The organism is Acinetobacter lwoffii (genome assembly GCF_024129355.1).
In the GTDB taxonomy this organism is placed as follows: domain Bacteria; phylum Pseudomonadota; class Gammaproteobacteria; order Pseudomonadales; family Moraxellaceae; genus Acinetobacter; species Acinetobacter lwoffii_I.
On sequence record NZ_JAMXXP010000003.1, the window covers coordinates 172,355 to 196,249 of the forward strand.

The following is a 23,895-nucleotide window of genomic DNA, read 5'->3' on the forward strand; positions in this document are numbered from 1 at the left end:
CATAAGTGAAGCGTATAATTTGAGAGAATTGATATGTCTATCCTAAGTTGGGACGATTTCGAAGATGATTCGCAAAAACCGGCTGCACCTGAACAGCAGCCTGCGCCCGTCGAGCCGCAAAAAGCGACTAATTCACAGATGGTATCTGATGCAGGCAACGCATCGCCGGATGTGGCAGCTGCACAACCCCTTAGAGCCACTCAAAACCGAGGATCAAATCCAACCGATTCGCTGGCAAGAGCATCTGCTTCCCTAGAGCAACTTGATGTTGCTCCAGGTCTGGAAGAGCTTGAAATGGGTGCGCAACGTGTACAAGTTGATGACAAGGCAATGATCAACTGTCGTGCTGACTTGAACCAGCTTGTACCGTTCAAATACGAATGGGCTTGGCAGAAGTATCTGGACGGATGTGCAAACCACTGGATGCCGCAAGAAGTCAACATGAACCACGACATCGCGCTGTGGAAGTCTGAAAATGGCTTGACTGAAGATGAACGTACCATCGTGATGCGTTCACTTGGTTTCTTCTCGACTGCCGATTCACTGGTTGCAAACAACCTGGTACTGGCGATTTACCGTCATATTACCAACCCTGAATGCCGTCAGTACATCTTGCGTCAAGCGTTTGAAGAAGCAATTCATACGCACGCTTACCAATACTGTATCGAGTCGCTAGGTATGGATGAAGGCGAAGTCTTCAACATGTACCGTGAAGTACCGTCAGTGGCACGTAAGGCAGCGTGGGGCCTGAAATATACTCAATCTTTAAGTGATCCTACTTTCAAAACTGGTACCCCTGAAAACGACCAAATCCTGCTTCGCAACCTGATCGCGTTCTATTGTGTACTTGAAGGTATCTTCTTCTACTGTGGTTTCAGCCAGATTCTGTCTATGGGCCGTCGTAACAAGATGAATGGTGTTGCTGAGCAGTTCCAGTACATCCTGCGTGATGAGTCAATGCACCTGAACTTCGGTATCGATATGATCAACCAGATCAAGATCGAAAATCCGGGGCTATGGACGACTGAATTCCAGGAAGAAATCATCCAGATGATTCTTGAAGGTACGATGCTGGAAATCGAATACGCACGTGACACCATGCCACGCGGTGTACTCGGCATGAATGCTGGCATGATGGAAGAATACCTGAAGTTCATTGCTAACCGTCGTCTGGCGCAGTTAGGCTTGCCTGAACAGTTCGCTGGTGTGAACAACCCGTTCCAGTGGATGTCAGAAATGATGGACTTGCGTAAAGAGAAGAATTTCTTCGAGACACGCGTAACGGATTACCAAACTGGTGGTGCGTTAAGCTGGTAAGGTTTTTTACCGTCACGCGACACATAAGTTGTCATTTATGACTTATAGTTTGTCATAAAAAAACCGCCAATACTGGCGGTTTTTTTACATCACATAACAATTAAAACTCTTTTGTTACACTCAGACCAGCGCTCCAGTTCCGCCCTTCTGCCGGCTCAAAGAAACGGCTATTGCTTTCATTGACAATCACTGAACCTGAATAGTCTTTATCAAAAAGATTATCGACACGTGCAAAAGTTTTGACAGACCAGTCTTTCATATTCCATTTATAGCCAACATTGGCACCAGCAACAGTATAGCTGGGTGCATATTCAGTATTGGTATCATTGACATAAATTCGATCTGAATAACGTACATCCAAACCTGCACTCAAACCATTTTCAGGTTTCCAGCCCAGACTTAAAAATGCCTGATTTTTGGCAATACCGGGAATATAGTTTCCTGATTCAACTCTCGACACTGCAATATTGCCATTCTGATTTAAAATTTCAGGAATATCAGCATCAAAAGTTGCATCTATATAGCTATAGCTGGCTTGAGCAGTGAGATCACGCCATAAACTTTTATTCCAGGAGAGTTCAATACCTTCTCTTAAAGTTTGATCTGCATTACGGAAAGTAGAGCGACCATTGTCATTACCTGCAGAAACAATGTCATCCTGAGTCGTCGTATGGAAAACTGCAACAGTAAAATCACCTAATGTATTGGCAGATTTCAATCCCATCTCATAGGTTTCACTTTCTGCTGCTTTTAAACTGAAGCTGCGGTTTTCTGCAGTATTTGCAGGATAGGACATTTCGGTAAAGGTCGGCGTTTCAAAGCCTTGTGCATAACTGACATAAGTCATCAGCTCAGGTAAAATCTGCCAGCTTAAAGCCATGGAGGGCAATAATTTCTGATAATCGGTTTTACCTGAATTATTGCCATTCGCCAGAAACTTGTCTTTAGACTTGAAATGCACATTGCTATAGCGCAGGCCGGCATCCAAGGTCCAATCGGGAGCAAAGTGATAAGAAGCTTGCAAATACGGATCTAAATTCCACAGGGTATTATCTTCATCTCGACGTAGTTCACCTTTAACCCCCAAGCGATCACCTAAAAAGTTTTGATAGCCTTTACGGTCTTCAGTCATGGCATCAAAAGCGAGACCAGCAATCAGTTGGATATCTGGCAGAATATCTTTACCCGTCCAGCGTAAATCTGTCCCATAAAAATTACGGTCAAAATCAATCACGCCACCCGCATGATTAACTCCACCTTGTGCTGTACGAGGAATCGACTGATATTGCGTGACTGCGCGCTGTCCCCAGTAGGCCATACCATACAGTTCATGCTGATCATTGATCGGTTTATTCCAGGTCAAACCTGTTTGCAGCTGCTCAATTTCTTTACGTGCATTATAAAGAAGGACGTTGGTCGCTACCTGTCGGGGATTGGCCTTCCACTGGTCTCGGGTTAAACCACCCGGATCATCCGCTGCAATTTTGACATAGTTATTCATCCAGTTGATTTTAGAACCATCTTCCAGATCCCAGGTCAGCTTGGCATTATGCAGAACTTTATGTGCACTGCTGTGATCACGGTAACCATTGGTATCAAAATAAGAGGAGCTGATGATATAGCTTGGCTCTGAAGCATTCTCTGAACCGCCTTGCAAAACCAGCTTGGTCTGCCCTTTGTTCTGACTCCCTGCAGAATGCCCCAGTTCAATTGAGTCAGCGCCTTGCCCTTCCGTTGTGGTGGTTAAAATCGTTCCCCCCGAAGAGTTGCCATACAACGAGGAAAACGCACCACCCAAAACCTCAATATGATCCAGACTGTTCAAATCAATATTCGAGGTTTGCCCCTGCCCATCCGGCATCGTTGCAGGGATTCCATCCACATATAAACGCACACCACGCACACCAAAACTGGAGCGAGCGCCAAAGCCTCGCATCGAAATTTGCAGGTCCTGGGCATAGTTTTCACGATTATTTAACTGTAATCCTGGAACGCCTTTTAATGTTTCCGACAGGTTCACATTCATGCTGTTATCTTGTTCTTGATTCAGATAATACACTGATGCCGGTGTGGTCAATCGCTCCCGATCGGTACGGGTCGCTTGAATGATAATCGTGTCTAACCTTTGGACTTCTTGTGTGTCATTTTCTGCATAAATATTCTGACCTGCGCAAGCAATCAGGCAGGACAAGGTCGATTTCACAAATGGAAATTTCGGGCTTTGATACATAAATAACAGGCCTTATTTGAAAGTGGTTTAATGCGGCAAATACCTTATCAAGATGGCGTACATCTCATGATTCAATTCATTTTGTTTTAAGCATCGATATCCAATAAATGCGCTGATTCGATGACATATAGTTCGTTCAATGGATAGAAAGACTTTGAGCTTAAAATTCTGTGTTCGGTAAATTCAGACTTGATTAATCCTTTATCTGAATTGCGCTTAAAATCAGCCAGATACAAAGCATATTATTTTAATGCGATCTGAATGAAATTGAGCTTTCAGCAACAAATCAACATCATTTCTCTGTGTCCTTAAAACTGGATGTAGGCATTCAACAATACATAATAAAAAAGCCTGACGAATCAGGCTCCTTCATACTGATTTAAAAATTTAACTATTTATTGTCTGGCAAGGCATAAGCCACCAGAGAGTCGCCCATTTTAGTCCCAAAGGAACCATGACCACCCGCCATAATGACCACATACTGCTTGCCATTCGCTTCATAAGTCATTGGTGTAGCCTGACCACCCGCAGGTAGACGCCCTTTCCACAATTCATCACCGTTGTTCACGTTAATGGCACGGATATAGTTATCTTGAGTTCCGCCCACAAACATCACGTTGCCCGCAGTTGAAATAGGTCCACCCAGCATCGGCACACCCATTTTGAATGGCGGCAATGGAATGCCTGGCATACTGTCACGAATGGTACCGATACGGCGTTTCCAGGCCACTTCATGAGTATTTAAGTCCACACCTGCAACAAAGCCCCATGATGGCTGTTTACACGGCAGCCCAAACGGAGACAGGAACGCACTGATTTCAACGCCATAAGGCACGCCATACATCGGTTGAACGCCGGCTTCTGTGCCTGCACCTTTAGCCGTCTTAGGACGGTTCGGATCTTGAGGAATCAGTTTTGATACAAATGGCAGGCCAATCGGGTTGGTCAGTGCAATTTGACGGTCCGGATTCACCGACATACCGCCCCATTCAAACACACCCAGGTTACCCGGGAAGACCAGCGTCCCATTTTCAGAAGGTGGGGTATAAATGCCATCGTAATTCAATTTGTGGAACGCAACACGGCAGACCAACTGGTCGAACATGGTCGCACCCCACATCTGTTTATCGGTCAATTTCTCTTGTGGCGCCAGATTAAAATCAGAGAACGGTTGAGTTTTAGAATAGAACTCGCCTTTGGTTTGAGGTCCACGCTTCACAGATTGCGGTACCGGTTTCTCGGTAATCGGTACAATGGCTTTACCATTACGACGATCCAGCACAAAAGCATTCCCGGTTTTGGTCAAGACATAAATAGCCGGAATCATATTCCCGTTTTTATCTTTGATCTCGGTCAATGTCGGCTGTGAAGGTACGTCCATATCCCACAAATCGTGATGGGTAGTCTGGAAGTTCCATACCAGTTTGCCGGTCGTCGCATTCAAGGCCAGCATCGAGTTGGCATAACGCTCGTCCAGCTCAGTCCGGTGACCACCATAAATATCCGGTGTACCGACACCCGTTGGTACGTAGACGATATCCAGCTCTGCATCATAGGCCAAAGGTGCCCATGCATTAGGTGAATTATGTACAAATTTTTGACCCGGTGCAGGAATCAAATTCGGATCTTCAGCGCCTGTGTCAAATACCCAAAGCAGTTCACCGGTATTCACGTCATAACCACGGATCACACCCGATGGTTCTTCAGTTGAATAGTTGTCGGTAGTTGAACCCGCAATAATAATGGTGGTGCCGGTTACTACAGGCGGTGAGGTTGGAATATAACCGCCCGGATATGGGAATGGCATATCTTTTTGCAGATCGACTTCGCCATTTTTACCAAAGTCAGAGCAGACTTTACCGGTGGTCGCATTGACCGCAACCAGACGCCCATCATTGACCGGTAAAATCACTTTTTGTGGACATTCAGCCGATGTGGTTTTCTTCGCAGCGAGACTGCTTTCAAAACCTACCGTATTGTTGACATCATAATAAGATACACCACGGCAGGTTAAATGCTGATAGGTATGATCAGCTTTTAATTTCGGATCATAGGTCCATTTCGCCTTACCAGTTGCCGGATCAAGCGCAGTCAATTTCTGGTGAGTGGTACAGATGTACATGTTGTCACCCACCTTGATTGGGGTAACCTGATTGGTGGTTTCACCCGAGTCATTTTCAGTCTTGAATTCGCCCGTGTGATATTCCCAAGCCACCTGCAAATCTTTGACATTTTCAGTATTAATCTGCTTTAAGGGTGAATAACGCAAACCGGACTGGGTACGGCCATAAGCCGGCCAGTCTTCATCTGCCACACCGGGAATTGGCTGGTGGGTTGCAGGCTGCTGGGATTTTAATTCACCGCGAATTTCTTGCGGGTCATTAAATACAGCATAAATCATGACAGCGATGGTAATAGCCAGTGAACCACCCAGGGCAATTTTCGCACCTTTACTTTGATCAAAACCGCGTGTTACTGCCGGAATCAGCAGGGCCAGACCAAACAACCCTAAAATATCTAAACGCGGCGCGAGTGCAAAGAAATCTGAACCGACTTCCCACAGCCCCCACACCACTGTCGCCAAAACGAATACGGCATAAACCAGAAGTGCAGCACTTTTTCGTTTATACAAGAGAACTGCGGTCGCAATAAAGAGAATACCTGCAATGATGTAGTACCAAGACCCACCCAGCACTGCAAGATAAATCCCTCCAATCAGCAGTCCTATACCGAAAACAGCGGCAATGACCGCTAAAATCGTTTTCAGTACTGAACCTGATGATGAAGTATTCATATTGAACACCTATAAAAGTTTTTTTTGAAAGTCCATGCACATGACAGGCATGAGCACCCTTATTGTTAAATTCTGAGTTATAAATACATCAATGTCTTAAGCAGGCATTGCCCATTACTGCAACAAAGCACCTAGAGATTCAATAGTGTATTTGCAACTAAAAACTATGTTTTAAAATGACGTATTAAACTTAATTCCGCCCACCCAGACATTTTCACCGTTTTTGTCCGCACCGACGTGACGCACATATTGCACATTCGGGCGAATGGTGAGCCAGGGGGTGGCATGTAAACCATAATAAATTTCTGCATCGATTTCTTGATGACGATCAGTACTGACATCGTTATTCATGTTGATGCGTGCAATACCGAACGCAATTTCATCTTGAGGACGTGAATCCATCGCGCCTTTGTAAACCAGCCCGATATTTTGCATATCACTGACATTATTGGTTTTGGAGTCATGCACTGTCGCATTCACAAAGCCGGTCAAACCACGCGAAGTATCTCCGTGATGTGCAGTCAATTGTTGCTTGGCAACAATCCAGCCCCCATGGTGATGATCGGTTTGATCTGGATTGGAAATGACTTCAGCCTCTGCTGTACTGTAGTAATAACCGGCACGGTATTCACCCGGTAGTTTCTGTTCACCCAGTTTAGGTGCCCAAACCACTTCTGCAGGAAGCATTGCCCCTTTGGAACCATCCGTACTCAGGTTAAATCCTTTACCACGTTCCAGATTCTCAGGGTTGTATTCATAAGCACCGACTTGGGCATAAAATTCAGGGTTAATGTTGTATTTGACCCGGGCTGCCCATTGGCTTACTGGCCAGTTGTACCATTGATCACCAACCCAGTTCCCGACTTGTGAACCGCATAGGGCCAGATTCTGAAAATCGCAATCAAAACTGTTGAAGTCTTCACCCTCACCAAAGCGTCCGACTTTCACATCTAGTTTTTGTTCCAGGAATTTTTTCTTGATCCATAAATCAGTCAGACGCCAGGTTTGACCACGCCCCCAGACCTCTTGCACTGAACTCAAATGGCCGTTTAAAGCAGCAGCGCTTTGAGACAGTGACTGACCGTTACGCTGGGTCACTGTTATTTGTGCTTCGGTGTCTTGCCAGCCTGCAATTTTTGCCAGATCCAGATGTGCCCCAAAAACAAACTGGTCCGTATATTCAGTTTTATGGTTTGAAGATCTTTGCGCATCGATCAAGCTTGCCATTTCACCCGTATAACCAAAACTGAAATCATAGCCCTGATTTTGGAGTGCTGTACGTTGCCCGTTCCAGTCACCGAGCATCCACGGGCTTTCCGAACTGAAAGCAGCTTCAGCATGCACAGTGGTCGTGGTTAAGATGAAAGAGGCACAGCAAAGGTAAACGGCCTTCGATAATGGGGAGAGATACATTGAATGTGATACCTTCATCACAATATGAAGCTTTTTATTATACACCTGTTGATTTTAAAAAATCATTACTAATAGATAAAAAGTATGAATAAAATGTTGTATTTATTAGTATTATTATATACTTTTTGTAAATTTAAATATTATAAGTATTTGTTTATCATCATATTAAATTTAATAACACCAAACCATAGCTCCAAAGAAAAATTTGATATTCATCAGATAGATTTAGCTTTAATTTCTTATAACAGGTTCAGAGATAAATCAGCTCCATTACTATTTAATGTTCTTCATTTTCAAATCATGCAACGCCACATTTTTTGTTGATTGAATATTAAATCACTATTGCGATAAGGCTTTTAAAAACATGAAAAAATTATTGTCATTTCACCATAAACTTTTAAAAATTAGATTATGCTAAAGTTATTCTGATAAGAAATTGCGTCGCTTTAAAACAATAATCTGGCTTAATAGACGAGAACAAGCATGAAAGGTTCAATCCTTGATTTTTCTATTCAACACAATACCGGTTTTATCTCGGGGGATGATAATCAGCGCTATAGCTTTAATGGCGCAGACTGGCGTAGTGAGCGTCCACCTTCACGCGGTGATCGGGTCGATTTTATCGTCAATACTACAGGTGAAGCCTCTGAGATTTATCTGGCCTTAGGCAGTTCTATTTATCTGGGAGAAAAAATTTCCAGTCAGCTCGGCAAATATTCCAATCTGGATCAAGCCGAGGAAAACTACAGCAGCATTGACTGGTTTGTAAAATGTCTGACCAACTATGCAAACTTTTCCGGCCGCGCACGCCGTAAAGAATTTTGGTTCTTTATGCTGTTTTGTGTAATTTTAGGCATTATTGCTGAGGTAATTGATACAGTTTTAGGCACTAAACCGCTGGTGAATAGCCTGCTTAATCTGGCACTTCTAGTCCCAAGTCTGGCCGTTGGCGCGCGTCGCTTGCATGATGTAGGACGCTCTGGTTGGTGGCAATTACTGACGCTTACCGTGATTGGTATACTGGTACTGATCTGGTGGTGGGCAACTGAAACCAAGCAACAAAACAATGAATATGGTGCTCCTGCCAAATAACCGAACCTTACAAATCCCGTCTTGATGCGGGATTTGTTTATCGATTATTTAATGACTAAATATCAGCAAAATCAGACTTTCTCCATGCTGCAAGATCAATTAGTGAAATTTCCAGATGCTGTATGGGTGCAAATCTATAAAGATAAAATGCAGCTGATGAATATAGATGGCACGATTACGCATACTCTGCTACCCGATGTGCCTTATGCCCATCCGCGGAGTATTATTGCCGACTTTGATGCAGCGGCGGTGACGCTGAAACAGCTGTTACCATCGTCAATGATGAAGAAACTATTTAGCTCTATAGCACTGCTGCAAATTATGGATCTGCCTGAAGACGGTTTAACCGAAGTTGAAAAGCGCGCGTTACTCGAACTCGGTTATGAAAGTAGCGTGCAAAATGTCATCCTGTTTGACCATGCAGGAAATGCACTGACCAAAGCCAGAGTTCCACCCCAACATCGAATGACGATCATCAACATTTTACTGGTGATCATCATTATGGTGGTGCTGGCATCGACCTGGTTTTTGACGCTTTAAATGTTCATCCAAGAGCAAAAATCCCGCACGCTGCGGGATTTTTATTGAGATAACCATCTAATAAGAGAATTGATCTCTATAGATGAACCAGCTTATAGACATCGCCTCTCTAAAAATCAGCTCAAATAAAATAAGCAAAAATTAGGGTTTATTTAAAATAATCTAATAACTGATTAAAGCGGTCAATTTTATATTTAGGTTGTGCCACTTCTAACTCTTCCTGACTGCCATAACCATAACTTACCGCTATAGTCTCAATACCATTGTGACGGGCGCCAAAAATGTCATGCTCACGGTCACCGACCATCATGCATTGATCGGCCTGTAACTGTTGCTGCGCTAAAATATACTGAATCAGCTCGGCTTTATTGGTTCGGTCACCATTCAGCTCACTGCCATAAATGTCGGTAAAATACTGGGCTAGATCAAAATGTTCCAGAATCTGTTTGGCATACACTGTCGGTTTTGCTGTAGCGACAAACAAGCGATAACCACGGCGTTTCAGTTCTGCCAGCGTTTCTGCTACACCCTCAAAAACATGATTTTCATAGAGACCCTTGACTGCAAAGCGCTCCCGATAACCCATTAAGGCCTGCTCAGCCAGCACATGATCGGCTTCAACATTTAAAATTTTGGCTAGTGAGGCTTTTAAAGGAGGACCAATAATCCAGTCGATATTGATCTCGTCACTAATCGGATGACCAATTTTTTCCAGACCATAGCGTGCAGACGTCGTAATCCCCACTTTCGGATCGGTTAATGTCCCATCCAGATCAATTAAAATATTCTTAATCACCGCCTATCCCCTCTCATCAGCACCGATATAAATTAATATCGAGAGTTCATTCAAATTTGCCTATACTAATGCAATTTTAGTGAATGAAGGACATCATTTTGCGCCCTACCGTACTTTGCTTTTCCGGTTTAGACCCTTCAGGTGGAGCCGGCCTTCAAGCAGATATTGAAGCTATTGGTCAAAGTGGTGCACATGCGGCAATTGCCTGCACAGCCCTCACTATTCAAAATTCACAGCAGGTTTTTGGTTTCGAAGCCACTTCCAGAGAATTGCTATTGGCACAGGCCAATGCGGTGGTCAATGACCTGCCCATTCGTTGCGTAAAATCTGGCATGTTAGGTACTACAGACAATATCGCGGCTCTGGCCGAGTTTCTGACTGCACATCCAGATTATCTGTATGTGCTGGATCCGGTTTTGGTCGCCAATAGTGGCGGTTCGCTGGGTAATCAAGAAACGCTGGTCAAAGCATTTACCCAGTTGATTCCATTAGCCACTATCTTAACGCCGAACACGGTTGAACTACGCGCCCTGACGGGTGAGCAAGACCTCAAACTGGCCACTCAAAAATTATTTGAAATGGGTGCACAGGCAGTTTTGGTCAAAGGTGGCCATGAAGATACGCCAGATTACATTCAGAACAGCCTATATATCGCAGGTGAGCTGGTCAACGAAACTCGCTGTCCACGTCTGCCAGGTGAATATCATGGTTCAGGCTGTTCACTGGCCAGTTTCATTGCCGGACGTCTGGCCATGGGTGATCAGTTGAAAACTGCGGTACAGCATGCTGAAACCTGGTTATTTGGGGTATTAAAAAATGCTGAAATTCCTGTTCCAAATGGCCAGAGAATTCCAAAGCGTTTTTAAGATCACACTTCTTAAAATCAAAACTAAAAAAGCCTGAGTCATTCAGGCTTTTTTATCACTGCTATTTTTTAAACAATACTATTTGGCCTGATAAATGATTTTGCTTACATAGGTCGGTAAATTCCAAGCACCACCGGCGAAGCCTTTGCATTGTACGGTCAGACCACTGAAGCTTTTGACAAATTTCTTGCCATTCCAGGCCCATTCGTTCTGACTCAGACAATCGCCCAAACCACGCACTTTATGCCCGGAAAATATCTGGCCTTGGTTAAATGTTTCTCCCGAGGTCGTCACCAACTGTTTAAATTGCTTGTTTCGATCCATCAGCCAGAAGCCACTACCCATATTATAAGCCCCACGCCAGCATGGAATCTGAATCAGTTGATTCTGGGCATTAATGGGATAAATGGTCATAACATCATCATCCAGAAAACGCTGGCTAAACAGCAAATCACATTGATCTTCCTTGGTGGTGGCTTGCAGTTTTCGAATCATCTGCTGACTTGTTGCCGTATTCAGTTTTGCTTGAGTGACTTTGCCTGACTGATATTTTGGTATCTGAATTTTCGGTATCGCTGCAGCTTTGAGCACCGCCTGATTGGATTTTTTCCCCGGCCTGATCAAGGCTGAGGGCGTATAAAGTCGACGATGAAATTCATCCATCTTGAGTAAAACGGCACTGGCGCCGGAAGTCGACAGGTTCCAGCGTGATTGCGCATTTTTAAATATCACTGGACTCGTTCCCTGCACTGCTTTCAGCAAGGCACGCGTTTGACTGCTATTGAGTTGCCCTATTCCTTCCCGATTGAGACCAATCACGCCATAAGGTGTGCTGGCAATTTGTAGCTGAAGCTGTCGTGTGGGTGTGGCAGCAGCTAAGGGTAAAATCTGGACTTGGGCTTTGATAACACTGTTTACACCCGCAGCACGCTCTAATAGCACCGAAACTGGCTGATCAATATCTTGATCCGATTGATAACCAGCAGCACGGCAAGTGCCGGTATTATCACAGGCGATCTCCCAGTCTTTATGTGAAAAATGCAGTCCTTGAATAGCAGCCAGACTCCATGAGCTGATACTGGCTAGACCAAATGTGATACTCATGATTTTGATGCTGTAGATCCATTTTTGTTTCATCATTTAGTCCTTATTTAAAACGCTTGCCGAGGTGGCAGGCTGCATCTGCTCAATCTGTTTCTGTTTATCTTTTTTCTTGCGCTCATTGCTCAAAGTCGCCATTAAATCCTGCGCCAAAGCCTTAAGCAGAATCATATCTTCGGCCTGCATCTGTCTCGGTTGTTTATCCAGCAGACACAGACTCCCAAGCGCAATTCCATTTTTATCTTTTAAGGGTACACCGGCATAGAAACGGATATGATGCTGTCTTAACTCTGACAGATGCGGAAAGCGCGGGTCACGCTGCAAGTCTTCTATCACCAAAGGCTCATTCTGATAAAGCAGATGGGTGCAAACTGAATCCTTGCACATTTTCCGGGTTGCAATAGGTTCTTGGGTAAAAGGACTAACTGGAATATACATTTCGTGCTGATTCAGCCAGGAAATTTGTGCGTAATCAACGTCAAAGGCTTGACGGGCTTCTTCAATATATTGTTTATAAAGGATCTGATGACGGTGATCTAATAATCCCCACTCATTTAAAGCCTGCTGCCGTTCTTTTTCATTCTTGATCTCCAGATTCTCAAACCAGCTTTCGCCTTCATTCAAGGTATAAGTTTCGACAGTCAGAATCAGATCATCGACATTATTGACCAGTGCTTCCAGCTCAAAACGTTGTTGCAGTTCATCCAGAAGCTCCAGCTGCATCACGCTCCAAGTCGCAAAAATGATTTTCAGCTCAGGATATTGCTGTGCCAGTCTATATTTCAGCAACCGGATCTGTGCCGCAGGCGCATGATGAAAAATCGACACACATAAAATCTTGATCGAAGCTGGTAATGCAATACCCTTTCCTGATTCACTCGATTGAATCAGCACATCCGAATCATTTCGGGCAGCAATATTTTTGAGATTCAGCGCGTGTGCCACCATGGCAGAAATTTGGGTATCAATTTCCCAACGCGCACCGACACAATAAACTTCGGGCTGCTCGGTACTTAATTTACTCGGATAGGCTTTTTGAAACGCATGATTAAAGAACTGTAAGCCCTGATAAAGACGCAAACGGTGCTCGGCAGTAACATCAGTATCATGTCCTTGAGAATAAATCCGAATGGCTGGAATGGCCACTTCGCCATAGAACATTTGTACACGACGGGCCACCTCCTCTGCACTGGGCTTTTTCGGTAATTGCGCACAGATGTAATCATTGGCTACCTGCATTGCATCATTGACTTCATCAGCCACCAGTCGTTGATAAAAACGTTCGGAGGGTGACAATACTGGCGTACTGCCAAGCAAAGTTTTAACAAAACCCAGTGCCGGCACGTAGTTGGACAAAACCAGCAGGCAGGCAGTCAACGGCGTCGACAAGATCAGCCCTACCGGTCCCCAGAGGGTGGTCCAGAACGTGGCCGCCAGAATAATTGCCAAAGTAGACAGACCGGTACTTTCCCCATACAGCCAAGGTTCAATCACGTTATTGCTGATGAGTTCCAGCACCAGTATCAAGCCCACAGTCCACAGCACCATGTCCCAGCCCGGATCAACGGCGAAAGCCAGTGTAATCGGGAAAATAGCTGAAACGATCGGGCCAACATAGGGTACAAAACGCATAACCACCGCGACCAGCCCCCACATGATCGCTGCCGGCACGCCAATCAATAACAGCCCAATCGCCATGGGAATACCATAAGTGACATTGACCAGCAGCTGCATGCGCAAATAGGTTCCGATACTTTTTCCGGCATCATCCAGCGCATCGGTGCCGATATTCAGATTACCTCCCAAGAGTTTCAGAAAACGGTCATGCAAGTCTTTGCCATTGAATAAAATCAATACCATAAACAGGAACACAATCCCGATAATCGCCAACGGATTCAGGATTTTATTCAACCAGTCTAGGGCAGCTTCTTCACTCGTTGGTTCCAAACCGACCACTTTGACATTCTGCACATTTGGGTCTTCTATTTCCTGTTCTGGGGTGTCTATCGAATCTTCGACTGTGTCAAAGGTCTGGATCGCACCGTCCCACATACTCGGTCCCTGACGATAGTTTTCGAGCATTTTCAGTTTTTGCTGGATGGTGTCCTGATATTGCGGCAGTTCCTGACTTAGCTTGCCAAGTTGCACCCCCAGATAAGTTGCAGTGCCACCCAGAAATGACAAGGTCAGGCACATGACCAGGCCAATCGCCGCCCATTGGGGACAGCCCCAGCGCTTTAAACGGGAAACCAGAGGAGAAAGTAAAAATGCCAGCAGAATGGCCAAAGCCAGCGGAATAAAAATATCACGGCCAAAATACAACGCCGTCATGACCACAGCAGCAATTACAAAGCCTGCCATCATTCTGAGTGCATGGTGGGTGCGCTGCCGCTCGGACTGATCCGGCATCAATACTTCAGTCTGTTGTTGCAGGTTGGCCTGTCTTGGTTTTACTTGACTGTTCTTGTTGTTATCCACCTGAAAAGTCCTAAAATATTATTCCTTCAACATAATTTAGGACTTTCTATATTTTTGTTACAAAGGTATTCCTGTAATCATTTGCAAAGATATTTCACTTAAATTTTTTCAGGTGAGTGGATTAACTCACGCTTTTGATCCGGCGCATTTTCCGGGTTTCGAGTTGCACAGGGACTGAGGTATGTTGATGCAGCAATTGCCATTTGCCCTGCTGCTTGCTCAGGCACATGCTGACCCGACACCAGCCCAACTGGAAAATCGGTTCAATCACCGCATAATTTACCCGTACATAACCATCGACCACAGCCAGATCATGCGTGACATGAATATTCATATTCTGCCGCTCTACACGTATTCCTTCGGGCATAAAGTGCCGATATTGTTGCCAGAGTGCCTTATAGGCTTCGACACCTTTCACTTCCATACTGACATCGACCAGACGGATCTCCGGTCGGCACAATTCAATAATATCCTGAATTTCGAGTCTGGCTATGGCATTGTCCCACTCTCGAAGAAATGCCATGACTTCCCGAGCCAATTGTTCATCCCCAAAAATCTGCATTAAATTTTCCTCAATCGGACAAGTCAGACCTGAAATCTGGGATTCAATCAACTCACCCGATTTCTGATCTTTTGTTCTTATTATTTTGCCTATGCTAAAGCGTTATTCGCTTTGCTCTCCCCACTGCCTGATTGGATACAGCTCACCTGAAGATTATTTTTTAAATTATTTTTATTTCAATCAGGATGAATATGCTGTTTCTAGATTGGATGATTCAAAAATCAGCAGCGATTAAAATCTACTTTAGAACTTTTATCGCATGCCTGTAAATGACATAAAGCGTCATTTAAAAATAGAAATAATTTTAGATCTGAATAAGATAGCGAGCTGTTACAGACCAAGTCGATCTGTTTATAAATTTACTACGGCGTTGATGAAGTTTTAAGGCATTTGATCCATGTGATATCAGCAGATAAAAGCCATCATTCAGATAATGGCTTTACTATAGGTCTGCTTTGGCATTTCAATGATTTCGACACAAAGCTGTATTTTGAATTCAGGTTGTGGCGCAATATATTGCTGCATGACGTTGAGCACCAATTCGGAAATCGCCTGACGAACTTCGACACTGCGCCCGCTCAACAGTGAAACTTTGGCATGTACATAGGCCTGATCTGTAACAGCATTCAGTCCAATCACATAATCCTGCTGCATAATCGCACGACTTTTTAAATCATTGGGATCGGTGACATGGCCGGCGTTAAAAAGTGCCTGATGGATCACGACCAATAAGGGTTTGATCTCGATATGTTGCAGATTGTCAGAATATTCCAGATGCAGGTGCGGCATTAAAGTGGTCTCAAATCGAAATGCGAGGATCAGGGCGGCAGGAAAATGATCAGCCCAAAATTTCAGCAATAATGAGAATAATACGATTAATCAACCGTATTATTCTCTCGTCAGAATTTTAGTCTAAGGCTAAATTTAAGCTTTCTTGACATATTCGGATTTCAATTTCATCGGGCCGATCCCCTCGATTTTACAATCGATATCATGCCCATCGGCAGCATCAGGCAACAAACGGATACTTTTGACTTTAGTGCCCACTTTCACCACTGAAGATGAACCTTTGATTTTCAGGTCTTTAATCACCGTGACGCTATCACCGTCCGCCAGCACATTGCCGTTGGCATCCTTGATGATCACTTGTTCTTCAGTGACTTCACCTTCTTTCCACTCATGTGCACATTCAGGGCAGATCAGTAGATCGCCATCTGTATAGGTATATTCAGATTGACATTTTGGACAGTTTGGCAGACCCATAAAAACCTCGAAAAAAAGAGAAAAATAAAATAAATGAAACAAATAAGCTCACAGTATAGCATTTTTGTCAGGCGCGCTGATGGAGAGGACATTGGGATGAAACCAACACAGGAGATCCAAGGAATTAATTGTCTGAAATCTGCGGATTAACCAGCAAAGACAGGAGTTGCAGTGATTCCTGCCAACTCAAATGACATACCGCTGGCGGCACCACATCCGGATAACCTACCTGAATAATATGCAAACCGGTACCGATTGACACTTTTTCAAAGATGATCGTGACCTCTATTTCACCCTGCAATTCGGGGGTAGAAAACTGATCGGTATAGCGCAGCAGCTGATTGGGAATGACCTCATGATAAATGCCATGAAAATGATGCTGGGTTCCGGTAGAAAAATTGGTAAAGGTGGTTTTATAGCTGCCGCCGGGTTTGACTTCCGCATGTTCTACTTTGGCAATAAAGCCATGTGGTGCCAGCCATTTGGCCAGTGCATCCGGATGCACAAAGGCACGATACACCCGCTCCGGTGGTGCGCTGAACACACGATGCATTTTTAAGGTGTAACTCATTTTTTCTTGTCCTTTGTTGTTATTATTTTTTTATTGCAGGATATTCCCTGCATTTGTTGTGGCTAAATTATCAGCCTGAGTTAAGTACTCATCTGAGTTATTTTATCCAGTTTTGAGCTGGCTATATATAATGAGTATGTATCTATACTCAAGCTCAAATCTTCATATAACGATTAAATAGAGCAATAAAAAAACCCGGCAGCACCGGGTTTCTTACTTTAAATCATTTAAATACAAGCATGCTCAGCTACTACGCAGGCTGCCCTCTTCGTCATCCAACTCATCATCATAGACATAGGCCATGCAACCCCAACCATCATATTCACCCTGAAATTGTGCCGCGATTTTGCTGAACCATTGTTCCAGATCCACGATATCTTCGTAAGCAGGTTCCATATACACATAAATCGTGATGATCCATTCCAGGGTATCGCTTTCTTCGTCCTGAAACAGGCTGATTTTTTGCTCTTCTTTTAATAGATGCAAGGCACAACGATCCGCCTGCGCTTCATCCGCAAAGGCAATCGAAAATTCAATTTCATGTGCCTCTTGCAAGTCGTCGCCATCCTGATGCATTTGCCACAGTACATTGCCATTTTCATCGTCCGGGAATTGATTGTAATCACGTGACATAGAAGTATCCTTATTATGATGCTGTTTTATTCTGCATTTAAGATTAGCTGATTTTTGTACAATTATCGAGATACAGACAAAAAATATTATCTTTTAACCATAAATAAACATATGATTTTTATAAATATAAAAATAAGTAAGAGGGTCAATATAGTCAAGATTCCTCAAGGCCAAAAATCCTGAAAAATATCAGGATTTAAACCAACTTATGGCATTCAGAATACTCTGGTAAAAATCTTCTAGACCTATGAGTGTCATGATCTAAGCGATGTATGGATGCAGATGATCTTGTTTCAATTGCAACACCAGTGCAGCAAACTTGAGCTCCTCTAAACGCAGATCAAGATAGGATTCTTGAATCATCGTCTGACTCAGTGCCTGCCCGGTATAATTCAGCAAGACATAATCATCCTTTAAGGCTTGCAATATCTCGCCCAGATTTTCTGTGCTTAATTGAGAGAGATATAAATCTGCCTTACAGTTGAAAGCCAGACTCAGGATTTCAATAGTACTTCGACGGCGATTGTCGTCGACATAATTACAGCTCGCCACCTGCTGTGTTTCTATGGCCTGCTGAATTCTGTCACGGACATTGCGTAAATACCGAACCGCATCCGTTTCGCCATAACCCTCAATCAGCTGCTCTAAAACCTGTGTTGCGGGAAGCTGCAAGCCGAAGCGCTGGGTCTGTATTTTATGCTCTAAAGCACTCAATACCTCTTGCAAGCGATGCTGTTGTTTGGCCTGTTCATAATAACCGTGCAAACTTTGTCGGGCCTCCTGCTCAACCTCGGCCACGGCCTGCGCCTGAAACTGGGCAAGATAATCTTTTACTCTTGCGATATAGGCTTTGAGATCATCGATCATGATCGAAGCATCCAGCTTGGTCGCTTCAACAAAGTTTTCGGCCTGCAAAGTCCGGTTAATAATATATTGCTCGATATCCCAGATATCCTGATATTTTTTATATTTATTCAGCGCAATGTTTAAACTGCCATTCTGTACCCGCAGTTGGGTGATTTCATAATTCAATTCATCGACTTGAGTTTCATAATCTGCCAATTTGCTGCGGGAATGATCCAGATTTTCCTGTAAAAACTGAATATTGCTGCGTAATGAAGCTTGTACCTTCAAGCTCCATAGCAATGCACATATTAAAATACTCGCGAGAACGAAGAGAGCCATACTGAGCATCGTTCTTTCCTTTAACCCCGGGCAGCGCCCTAAACCATCAAATTAAAAATTTATTATAAAGTCATGATTAATTTTGCATCACTTCGGACAGATAAGCAAAGCCGTTGATCACCACTAAGTCATTCATTCATTTTATTTTTCTACAAAATATTTATGTACAAGTCATGTATGACTGACTGCTTTCCGGCTCAAGTCAAATCCATTCTGAAACAACTTACGATATTTTTTATATCAAAAGATATAATTTAAAAGTTTAAAAATAATAAAAGCAAAATTAAAAAACCTGAAAAATAAAGATATCAGGCCTATAGCGAGAGATAAAAGAATAAAAATTCTCTAAGCTCATCATCAAGAGATAAACCGAACATTAAAATTTATATTCGGTAGTGACAGCCGATCAGGCAATGGATCAGTAGAAAATTTCATTTGAACATGCTTATAAAGCCACTCATTTCCACGCTGTTATCGAAATAAATTCTCACACTTTTTTATTCGGATTTCCCAGTTTAAGAGCTTGATCCTGATCATATTTATGAGATTAAAAAGCATGTGTCCGGTTGAATCTAACTATTAAGCAGAATCAAATTAGAATGGTATGTCTGCCTTTATTTCGACCGGGACACCACTCAAAGGCTGGGTAAAAGCCAAATAACTGGCATGCAAGGCCATACGATTTAAAGGACTGCGCTGGGGTTCAGGATGATAAATTTTATCGCCAGTAATGGGATGACCGATATGCAGCATATGCACTCGTAGCTGATGGGAACGGCCGGTAATGGGGGTCAACAACACCCGACTAATGTCTTGCTGGGGTAGATATTCTAAGGCCTGATACAAGGTTTTGGCGGCCTTGCCCAGTTCAAAATGCACCATCTGACGCGGACGGTTTTCCCAGTCGGTAATCAAAGGTACTTCGACGCTGCCCTCACCCTCAAGTTTGCCTTGTACCAGCGCGACATAATTTTTAAGTACCGTGCGTGCCTGAAACATTTTACTCACTGCCACTTCTGCATCGCGGTGTTTGGCAAACATCAAAATACCGGAGGTGGCCATATCCAGACGATGGGTAATTTTGGCCTGCGGATACTGGTCCAGTACCCGCAAATAGGCACTGTCGTGATGTTCAGGTAAACGCCCCGGAACCGACAATAATCCGGCCGGCTTTTCAATCACCACCAGATCATCATCTTCATAAACGATATGCAGCGGTTCTTGCGGTGGACAATAGACAAAGTCATTGTTGATGGGCATTTTAAGGGTACAGCATCTATAATAATGCGCGCAAAATAACAAGCAGCTTCTGGGCTGTCAATCAGGGTGCTTGGGCGAATTAAGCTAATCTGCCAGATAATAATCGACCGTCGAGACTACACGCACTTTCTTCAAATACGGGGTATTGCTGTCGCGATCTTCAATACTAAACAGCCCTTGATTGGCGGACTTGATTTTGCCCAGACTGCTTTTTGAATCTGCCGCAAATTTTTCCGCTACACTGCGCGCATTTTCGGTGGCCTGTTCAATCATCGCCGGTTTAATGTCATTCAGCTTGGTAAATAAGTATTCCGTTCTTTGTCCGGAATCATCTCCGGCAAAGGCAATGCCTTTTCTACCCAAAGCCACCAGACGACTTTGTGCCGAACGCACTGCATCTATTTTATGGGTATAGACCGTAATAGTTTGGCTGGCGGTATAACGCAGTGCGACATTGGCATCCCCGCCATATTGCTGGGCGTATTTATCGGTGATGCTCGGTGAAGCACTGGTAATTTTTTCCGTGCTAAACCCTTCATTTTTTAAGAAGGTCTGAATTTCCTGGGTATTGGTTTGCATAGTATCGTACAACTCAGCCAGATCCTGACTGCCGGCATTAAAGCGAATTGGCCATACCGCCACATCGGCTTTAACTTCACGTTCCGACAAGCCTTTGACCGAAACTATACGTTCATACTGTTTAATTTTCAGCGCGCTATTGCCCAGAATCCATCCTGCAATAATCATTCCCAAGCCGATCAAGGCGCCTAAAATCAGGGCCGGTTTGAATTGATTCATCCTTCAACTCCTTTGAAATCTTTTTTCGTTCTTATTGATCCTGCCACGCTATCAAGTAGCGATAAAATGATACTAATTCAATCTTATTTTTATCACTCGAAGATTCAATCACAACATCGTACTTAACCTTGATTTATCAGATAGATTGCAATTAACGGCGTCAGGTTAAACAGCAGAATGCCAATTTTATACACAGCCATTCCTGAATAATGAATCACATCAAAACTGGCATCTGACAGCCGAAACCATTTTCCATGCACCTGCTTCATCCAGTTTCGAGCAAAAATAAAGACCATGAACCAGATCATGAGAATGACATAATTAATGAGTGTGCAAAACAGTAAAAAACGGCACCAGATATCGAGATTCATGAGGATTCCCCTAAGGGGCAACTCATGTTTTTAAAATAACAGATCATGCTGATAAATGAAGGATGGATTTGTATCCTGCTTGGATAAATAGTTTTCTTAAATTTATGATTTATATTTATTTTAATTTTTAATTCTACGTATATTGCTGGAGAATTTTTTAGGGTGTTGGGAAAACTCGCAATGGTTTACTTCAACTATCATTCTTTGTAAGACCTGATCTTATAGCCTATAAACTTTTGGTCTATAGCGTCCTAAGCCGAATCGAGACCTTTTGGGTTCGTACTGCACTCGCGTTTTGCGCCGCTCACAGCATGCTACTCTTTCCGATCCCATCACACCCTTGAAAGCTATATTAGGTAAAGATGGACGGGATTAATTTCCTATGTTTTTTTAATTTGCATTAAATCTGAAAATTTATTTCATTATTAACCCACATATAGATAAATAAATTCCATTTCCAATTTTTTATGCTTTTTTATTCGCCAAAATGAGACTTTATTGCAATTTATATTCAGGACAGGATTGCTGTTTTATTGAAAGAATGTTCCCTGAATCCATTGCGCACTAAACCACCAGGCACTAATCGCGGACATCCCGCACAGAAGATTAGCCAGTACCTTATTAATTCTAGTCAACTCAGAACTATAAATTTTCAAATTAAGCAAATAAGCGATCACAGCGTAAACCGAGCCAATCGCGCCCCCAAAAAGAATCAGGATCAGTGGCCATGCAGAATAGAAATGGGCTTTTTTATCTAAATTTCCTGACTCCGGTGCGTGCTGTTGAATATCCATAGGTGATAGCCCTCTTTTTAATATATGCACTTGCACTATTTCTAGGCAGATATTTATCCTTTAGAAAAATATTTGCCTTCTAGAACTTTCACTGAAGCAAGAAGCAGACCAGTTTTATCGTACAAAGAGCTGTCGGGTATGATGATTGATATAGGCATTCAGACCATCGCCATATTGAGCGAGCTGTTTCATGTTTTCGACATGCTGATAACCGGAACTGCTATAGCTATAAGTATAAACTTTCGAGTTTTTCTTAAATTGAACCCGAATAAACTCGTTACCAATCTCGTAATTGGCAACACCTGAGTCATGATTAAGATCAAGATAATGTTGCAATTGAGCTGCCCTAAACATTGTGAATCTAGAGTTTTATATGGGGTTTTATTGGTTAATTTTCAAACAATAATATTTTAAGAAAATAAAATCTATAAAAAAAATATCCCATTATTTAATGGGATATTTTTTAAATCGGAGTGAACTATTTAACAATTAGGATCCACTACAAAACTTGTCTGGCTGAATTTTTGCCATGCACCAGTAGCAGCACCATCCACAACGAGAATAGAGATAATTCCCCAATCCAAGAAAACACCTAATAAGGTTGTTGGATCAAAAGTTTTTTGTGGAATAACGATGTTGGTTTGGCAGCCTTGCTTCTCTGCTTTAATTACATAATTTTCTTTCTTTTTGAAAGTATAAACAGTATTACGCTGACCCATATATTCTTCATTGACATATAACTTAGCCAATTCATCGTTACTACGGATATTCACAGTTTGTGTTGAACCATTAAACATCGTGGCACAACCTGAAGTAAATAGGATTGCACTGCCTAATATTAAAGCTGTAAATTTTTTCATTGTTTCCCCCCCCCCGGAAATATCTAACCTTAATTTTAAGTGGTTAGCTAATTTTTAAAACAGACAACCTATACCTTTTATACTAAGAGTTCAAATAATTTTTTGAATTTATTATAATTTTTTGCTTTAAACTAAGATTCCTCCCAACATAAAACTGTTTTCTCATAATAATCTTTTATTTCTATGTATGAGATTTGGATACCACAGCAAAAAGCCCTATCGAGTAATAGGGCTTTCATTCAAAACAGAGGGTAACTGTTTGAGTTGTTTTGCTTAGGCATTCTTATTGTTAAATTGATTGCCTTGGCATTTGGTACACGGTGGTAAACGATCAGTACCAATTTCTAAGTAGGTGCGGTGTCCGCATTGAACACAAAAATAGAAGCCTGTTCCGGGTTTTTCGCCAGCAGTAACCATCTTTGTTCTCCATGGTTTTAGAAATGGTCTGACTAGTATAACCCTCTGGTGATGAATGTCTATTGTCCATTTTTGTAAATGATAGTGTCGTTTGGGCAAAGCAGTATTTCTAATTATTATTTAGTAACTCATTAATTAAGTGATAATTTATTATTTTTTTTCAAGTTAACTAGTTTAATAACATTGAGATAAGTGATGCATAAGGCCAAGTATAGCGCAGTGCGTTAATACAAAATTATCACCATAGCCATATGAAATTTTATATTCCCTTAAAGTTATAGACGTCTTTAATCATTGAGGAAGCTCAATTGCTTAAGTATAAAAAGAAAAGTACCTGTTTGTATTTTCTTGATAAAGACATTAATGCTCTAAATAAAAACCCCACTTCACAGTAGGGTCTTTTTTAAACAATATCAACAACTTTAATCCACTCCAACCCTCCTTAAAAAAGTAGGGAGTTCCCCATTGCTGTCCCACAATTTTTCACAAGAGGAAGCTCATTTGAGCTTCCTCTTGTTTTATGGGTATTTTATCGGGTGAAAATAAAGCTTTTA

At 42.7% G+C, this 23,895-nt stretch carries 23 protein-coding genes; 4 read left to right on the forward strand and 19 right to left on the reverse strand.

Annotated features, from left to right (window positions below):
- Positions 1-33: 33 nt before the first annotated feature.
- Positions 34-1,317 carry a ribonucleotide-diphosphate reductase subunit beta gene (locus NI468_RS03545; protein ID WP_004645882.1) on the forward strand — a complete coding sequence of 428 codons (1,284 nt, stop codon included), beginning with the start codon at positions 34-36 and terminating at the stop codon, positions 1,315-1,317.
- A 100-nt stretch (positions 1,318-1,417) separates the two neighbouring features.
- On the opposite strand, the gene NI468_RS03550 is transcribed toward NI468_RS03545, so the two are convergent.
- The 3 genes from NI468_RS03550 to NI468_RS03560 all read right to left on the reverse strand — a co-directional run bounded on the left by NI468_RS03550 (position 1,418) and on the right by NI468_RS03560 (position 7,754).
- Complete coding sequence (locus NI468_RS03550; RefSeq protein ID WP_253099949.1) at positions 1,418-3,547, reverse strand: TonB-dependent receptor; 2,130 nt, start codon at positions 3,545-3,547, stop codon at positions 1,418-1,420.
- Positions 3,548-3,938: 391 nt separating this feature from the next.
- Positions 3,939-6,341, reverse strand: a complete 2,403-nt coding sequence (locus tag NI468_RS03555) for a glucose/quinate/shikimate family membrane-bound PQQ-dependent dehydrogenase (protein ID WP_005252687.1) — start codon at positions 6,339-6,341, stop codon at positions 3,939-3,941.
- 171 nt (positions 6,342-6,512) lie between these two features.
- On the reverse strand, positions 6,513-7,754 hold the full coding sequence (locus NI468_RS03560; RefSeq protein ID WP_253099951.1) for a carbohydrate porin: 1,242 nt from the start codon (positions 7,752-7,754) through the stop codon (positions 6,513-6,515).
- A 483-nt stretch (positions 7,755-8,237) separates the two neighbouring features.
- Here NI468_RS03560 and NI468_RS03565 point away from each other — a divergent pair, with 483 nt between their 5' ends.
- Positions 8,238-8,846: a DUF805 domain-containing protein gene (locus NI468_RS03565; RefSeq protein WP_253099954.1), complete on the forward strand. Its 609-nt coding sequence runs from the start codon at positions 8,238-8,240 to the stop codon at positions 8,844-8,846.
- A 24-nt stretch (positions 8,847-8,870) separates the two neighbouring features.
- Positions 8,871-9,386, forward strand: coding sequence for a hypothetical protein (locus NI468_RS03570; RefSeq protein WP_004281745.1), 516 nt, complete (start codon positions 8,871-8,873; stop codon positions 9,384-9,386).
- A gap of 148 nt (positions 9,387-9,534) precedes the next feature.
- Here the strand turns inward: NI468_RS03570 and NI468_RS03575 are convergent, their stop codons facing one another.
- A complete protein-coding gene (locus tag NI468_RS03575; protein WP_253099957.1) occupies positions 9,535-10,182 on the reverse strand; it encodes an HAD-IA family hydrolase in 648 nt (215 codons plus the stop codon).
- Between the two features lie 98 nt (positions 10,183-10,280).
- On the opposite strand from NI468_RS03575, the gene NI468_RS03580 reads away from it, so the two are divergent.
- On the forward strand, positions 10,281-11,048 hold the full coding sequence (locus NI468_RS03580) for a hydroxymethylpyrimidine/phosphomethylpyrimidine kinase (RefSeq protein WP_253099987.1): 768 nt from the start codon (positions 10,281-10,283) through the stop codon (positions 11,046-11,048).
- 78 nt (positions 11,049-11,126) lie between these two features.
- Here the strand turns inward: NI468_RS03580 and NI468_RS03585 are convergent, their stop codons facing one another.
- The 15 genes from NI468_RS03585 to NI468_RS03655 form a co-directional block, all read right to left on the reverse strand.
- Complete coding sequence (locus NI468_RS03585; protein ID WP_253099960.1) at positions 11,127-12,185, reverse strand: DUF1176 domain-containing protein; 1,059 nt, start codon at positions 12,183-12,185, stop codon at positions 11,127-11,129.
- A gap of 3 nt (positions 12,186-12,188) precedes the next feature.
- Complete coding sequence (locus tag NI468_RS03590) at positions 12,189-14,627, reverse strand: AI-2E family transporter (protein ID WP_253099963.1); 2,439 nt, start codon at positions 14,625-14,627, stop codon at positions 12,189-12,191.
- A gap of 121 nt (positions 14,628-14,748) precedes the next feature.
- Positions 14,749-15,189, reverse strand: a complete 441-nt coding sequence (locus tag NI468_RS03595) for a YybH family protein (protein WP_253099966.1) — start codon at positions 15,187-15,189, stop codon at positions 14,749-14,751.
- A 426-nt stretch (positions 15,190-15,615) separates the two neighbouring features.
- Positions 15,616-15,978, reverse strand: a complete 363-nt coding sequence (locus NI468_RS03600; protein WP_253099969.1) for a 5-carboxymethyl-2-hydroxymuconate Delta-isomerase — start codon at positions 15,976-15,978, stop codon at positions 15,616-15,618.
- A 135-nt stretch (positions 15,979-16,113) separates the two neighbouring features.
- Positions 16,114-16,452: a zinc ribbon domain-containing protein YjdM gene (locus tag NI468_RS03605; RefSeq protein ID WP_005247934.1), complete on the reverse strand. Its 339-nt coding sequence runs from the start codon at positions 16,450-16,452 to the stop codon at positions 16,114-16,116.
- Positions 16,453-16,576: 124 nt separating this feature from the next.
- Positions 16,577-17,023: an SRPBCC domain-containing protein gene (locus NI468_RS03610; protein ID WP_004645913.1), complete on the reverse strand. Its 447-nt coding sequence runs from the start codon at positions 17,021-17,023 to the stop codon at positions 16,577-16,579.
- A gap of 243 nt (positions 17,024-17,266) precedes the next feature.
- Entirely contained in the window at positions 17,267-17,656 is a 390-nt protein-coding gene (locus NI468_RS03615; protein ID WP_004732107.1) for a ribonuclease E inhibitor RraB, read from the reverse strand.
- A 261-nt stretch (positions 17,657-17,917) separates the two neighbouring features.
- The gene (locus tag NI468_RS03620; protein WP_253099972.1) at positions 17,918-18,850 is read right to left on the reverse strand and encodes an SNIPE associated domain-containing protein; all 933 of its coding nucleotides are present in this window, start codon (positions 18,848-18,850) and stop codon (positions 17,918-17,920) included.
- Between the two features lie 585 nt (positions 18,851-19,435).
- Positions 19,436-20,101, reverse strand: a complete 666-nt coding sequence (locus tag NI468_RS03625; protein WP_243475106.1) for a pseudouridine synthase — start codon at positions 20,099-20,101, stop codon at positions 19,436-19,438.
- Positions 20,102-20,185: 84 nt separating this feature from the next.
- On the reverse strand, positions 20,186-20,899 hold the full coding sequence (locus NI468_RS03630; RefSeq protein WP_253099975.1) for an SIMPL domain-containing protein: 714 nt from the start codon (positions 20,897-20,899) through the stop codon (positions 20,186-20,188).
- Between the two features lie 122 nt (positions 20,900-21,021).
- On the reverse strand, positions 21,022-21,270 hold the full coding sequence (locus tag NI468_RS03635) for a DUF6868 family protein (protein ID WP_044111121.1): 249 nt from the start codon (positions 21,268-21,270) through the stop codon (positions 21,022-21,024).
- Between the two features lie 530 nt (positions 21,271-21,800).
- On the reverse strand, positions 21,801-22,064 hold the full coding sequence (locus NI468_RS03640) for a hypothetical protein (protein WP_114541035.1): 264 nt from the start codon (positions 22,062-22,064) through the stop codon (positions 21,801-21,803).
- A 114-nt stretch (positions 22,065-22,178) separates the two neighbouring features.
- Positions 22,179-22,400 (reverse strand): hypothetical protein, encoded by a 222-nt coding sequence (locus tag NI468_RS03645; RefSeq protein ID WP_180039000.1) that lies wholly within the window; start codon positions 22,398-22,400, stop codon positions 22,179-22,181.
- Positions 22,401-22,546: 146 nt separating this feature from the next.
- Positions 22,547-22,924, reverse strand: coding sequence for a hypothetical protein (locus NI468_RS03650; protein ID WP_180038987.1), 378 nt, complete (start codon positions 22,922-22,924; stop codon positions 22,547-22,549).
- Between the two features lie 273 nt (positions 22,925-23,197).
- A complete protein-coding gene (locus NI468_RS03655; protein ID WP_004645925.1) occupies positions 23,198-23,341 on the reverse strand; it encodes a zinc ribbon-containing protein in 144 nt (47 codons plus the stop codon).
- Between the last annotated feature and the right edge of the window lie 554 nt (positions 23,342-23,895).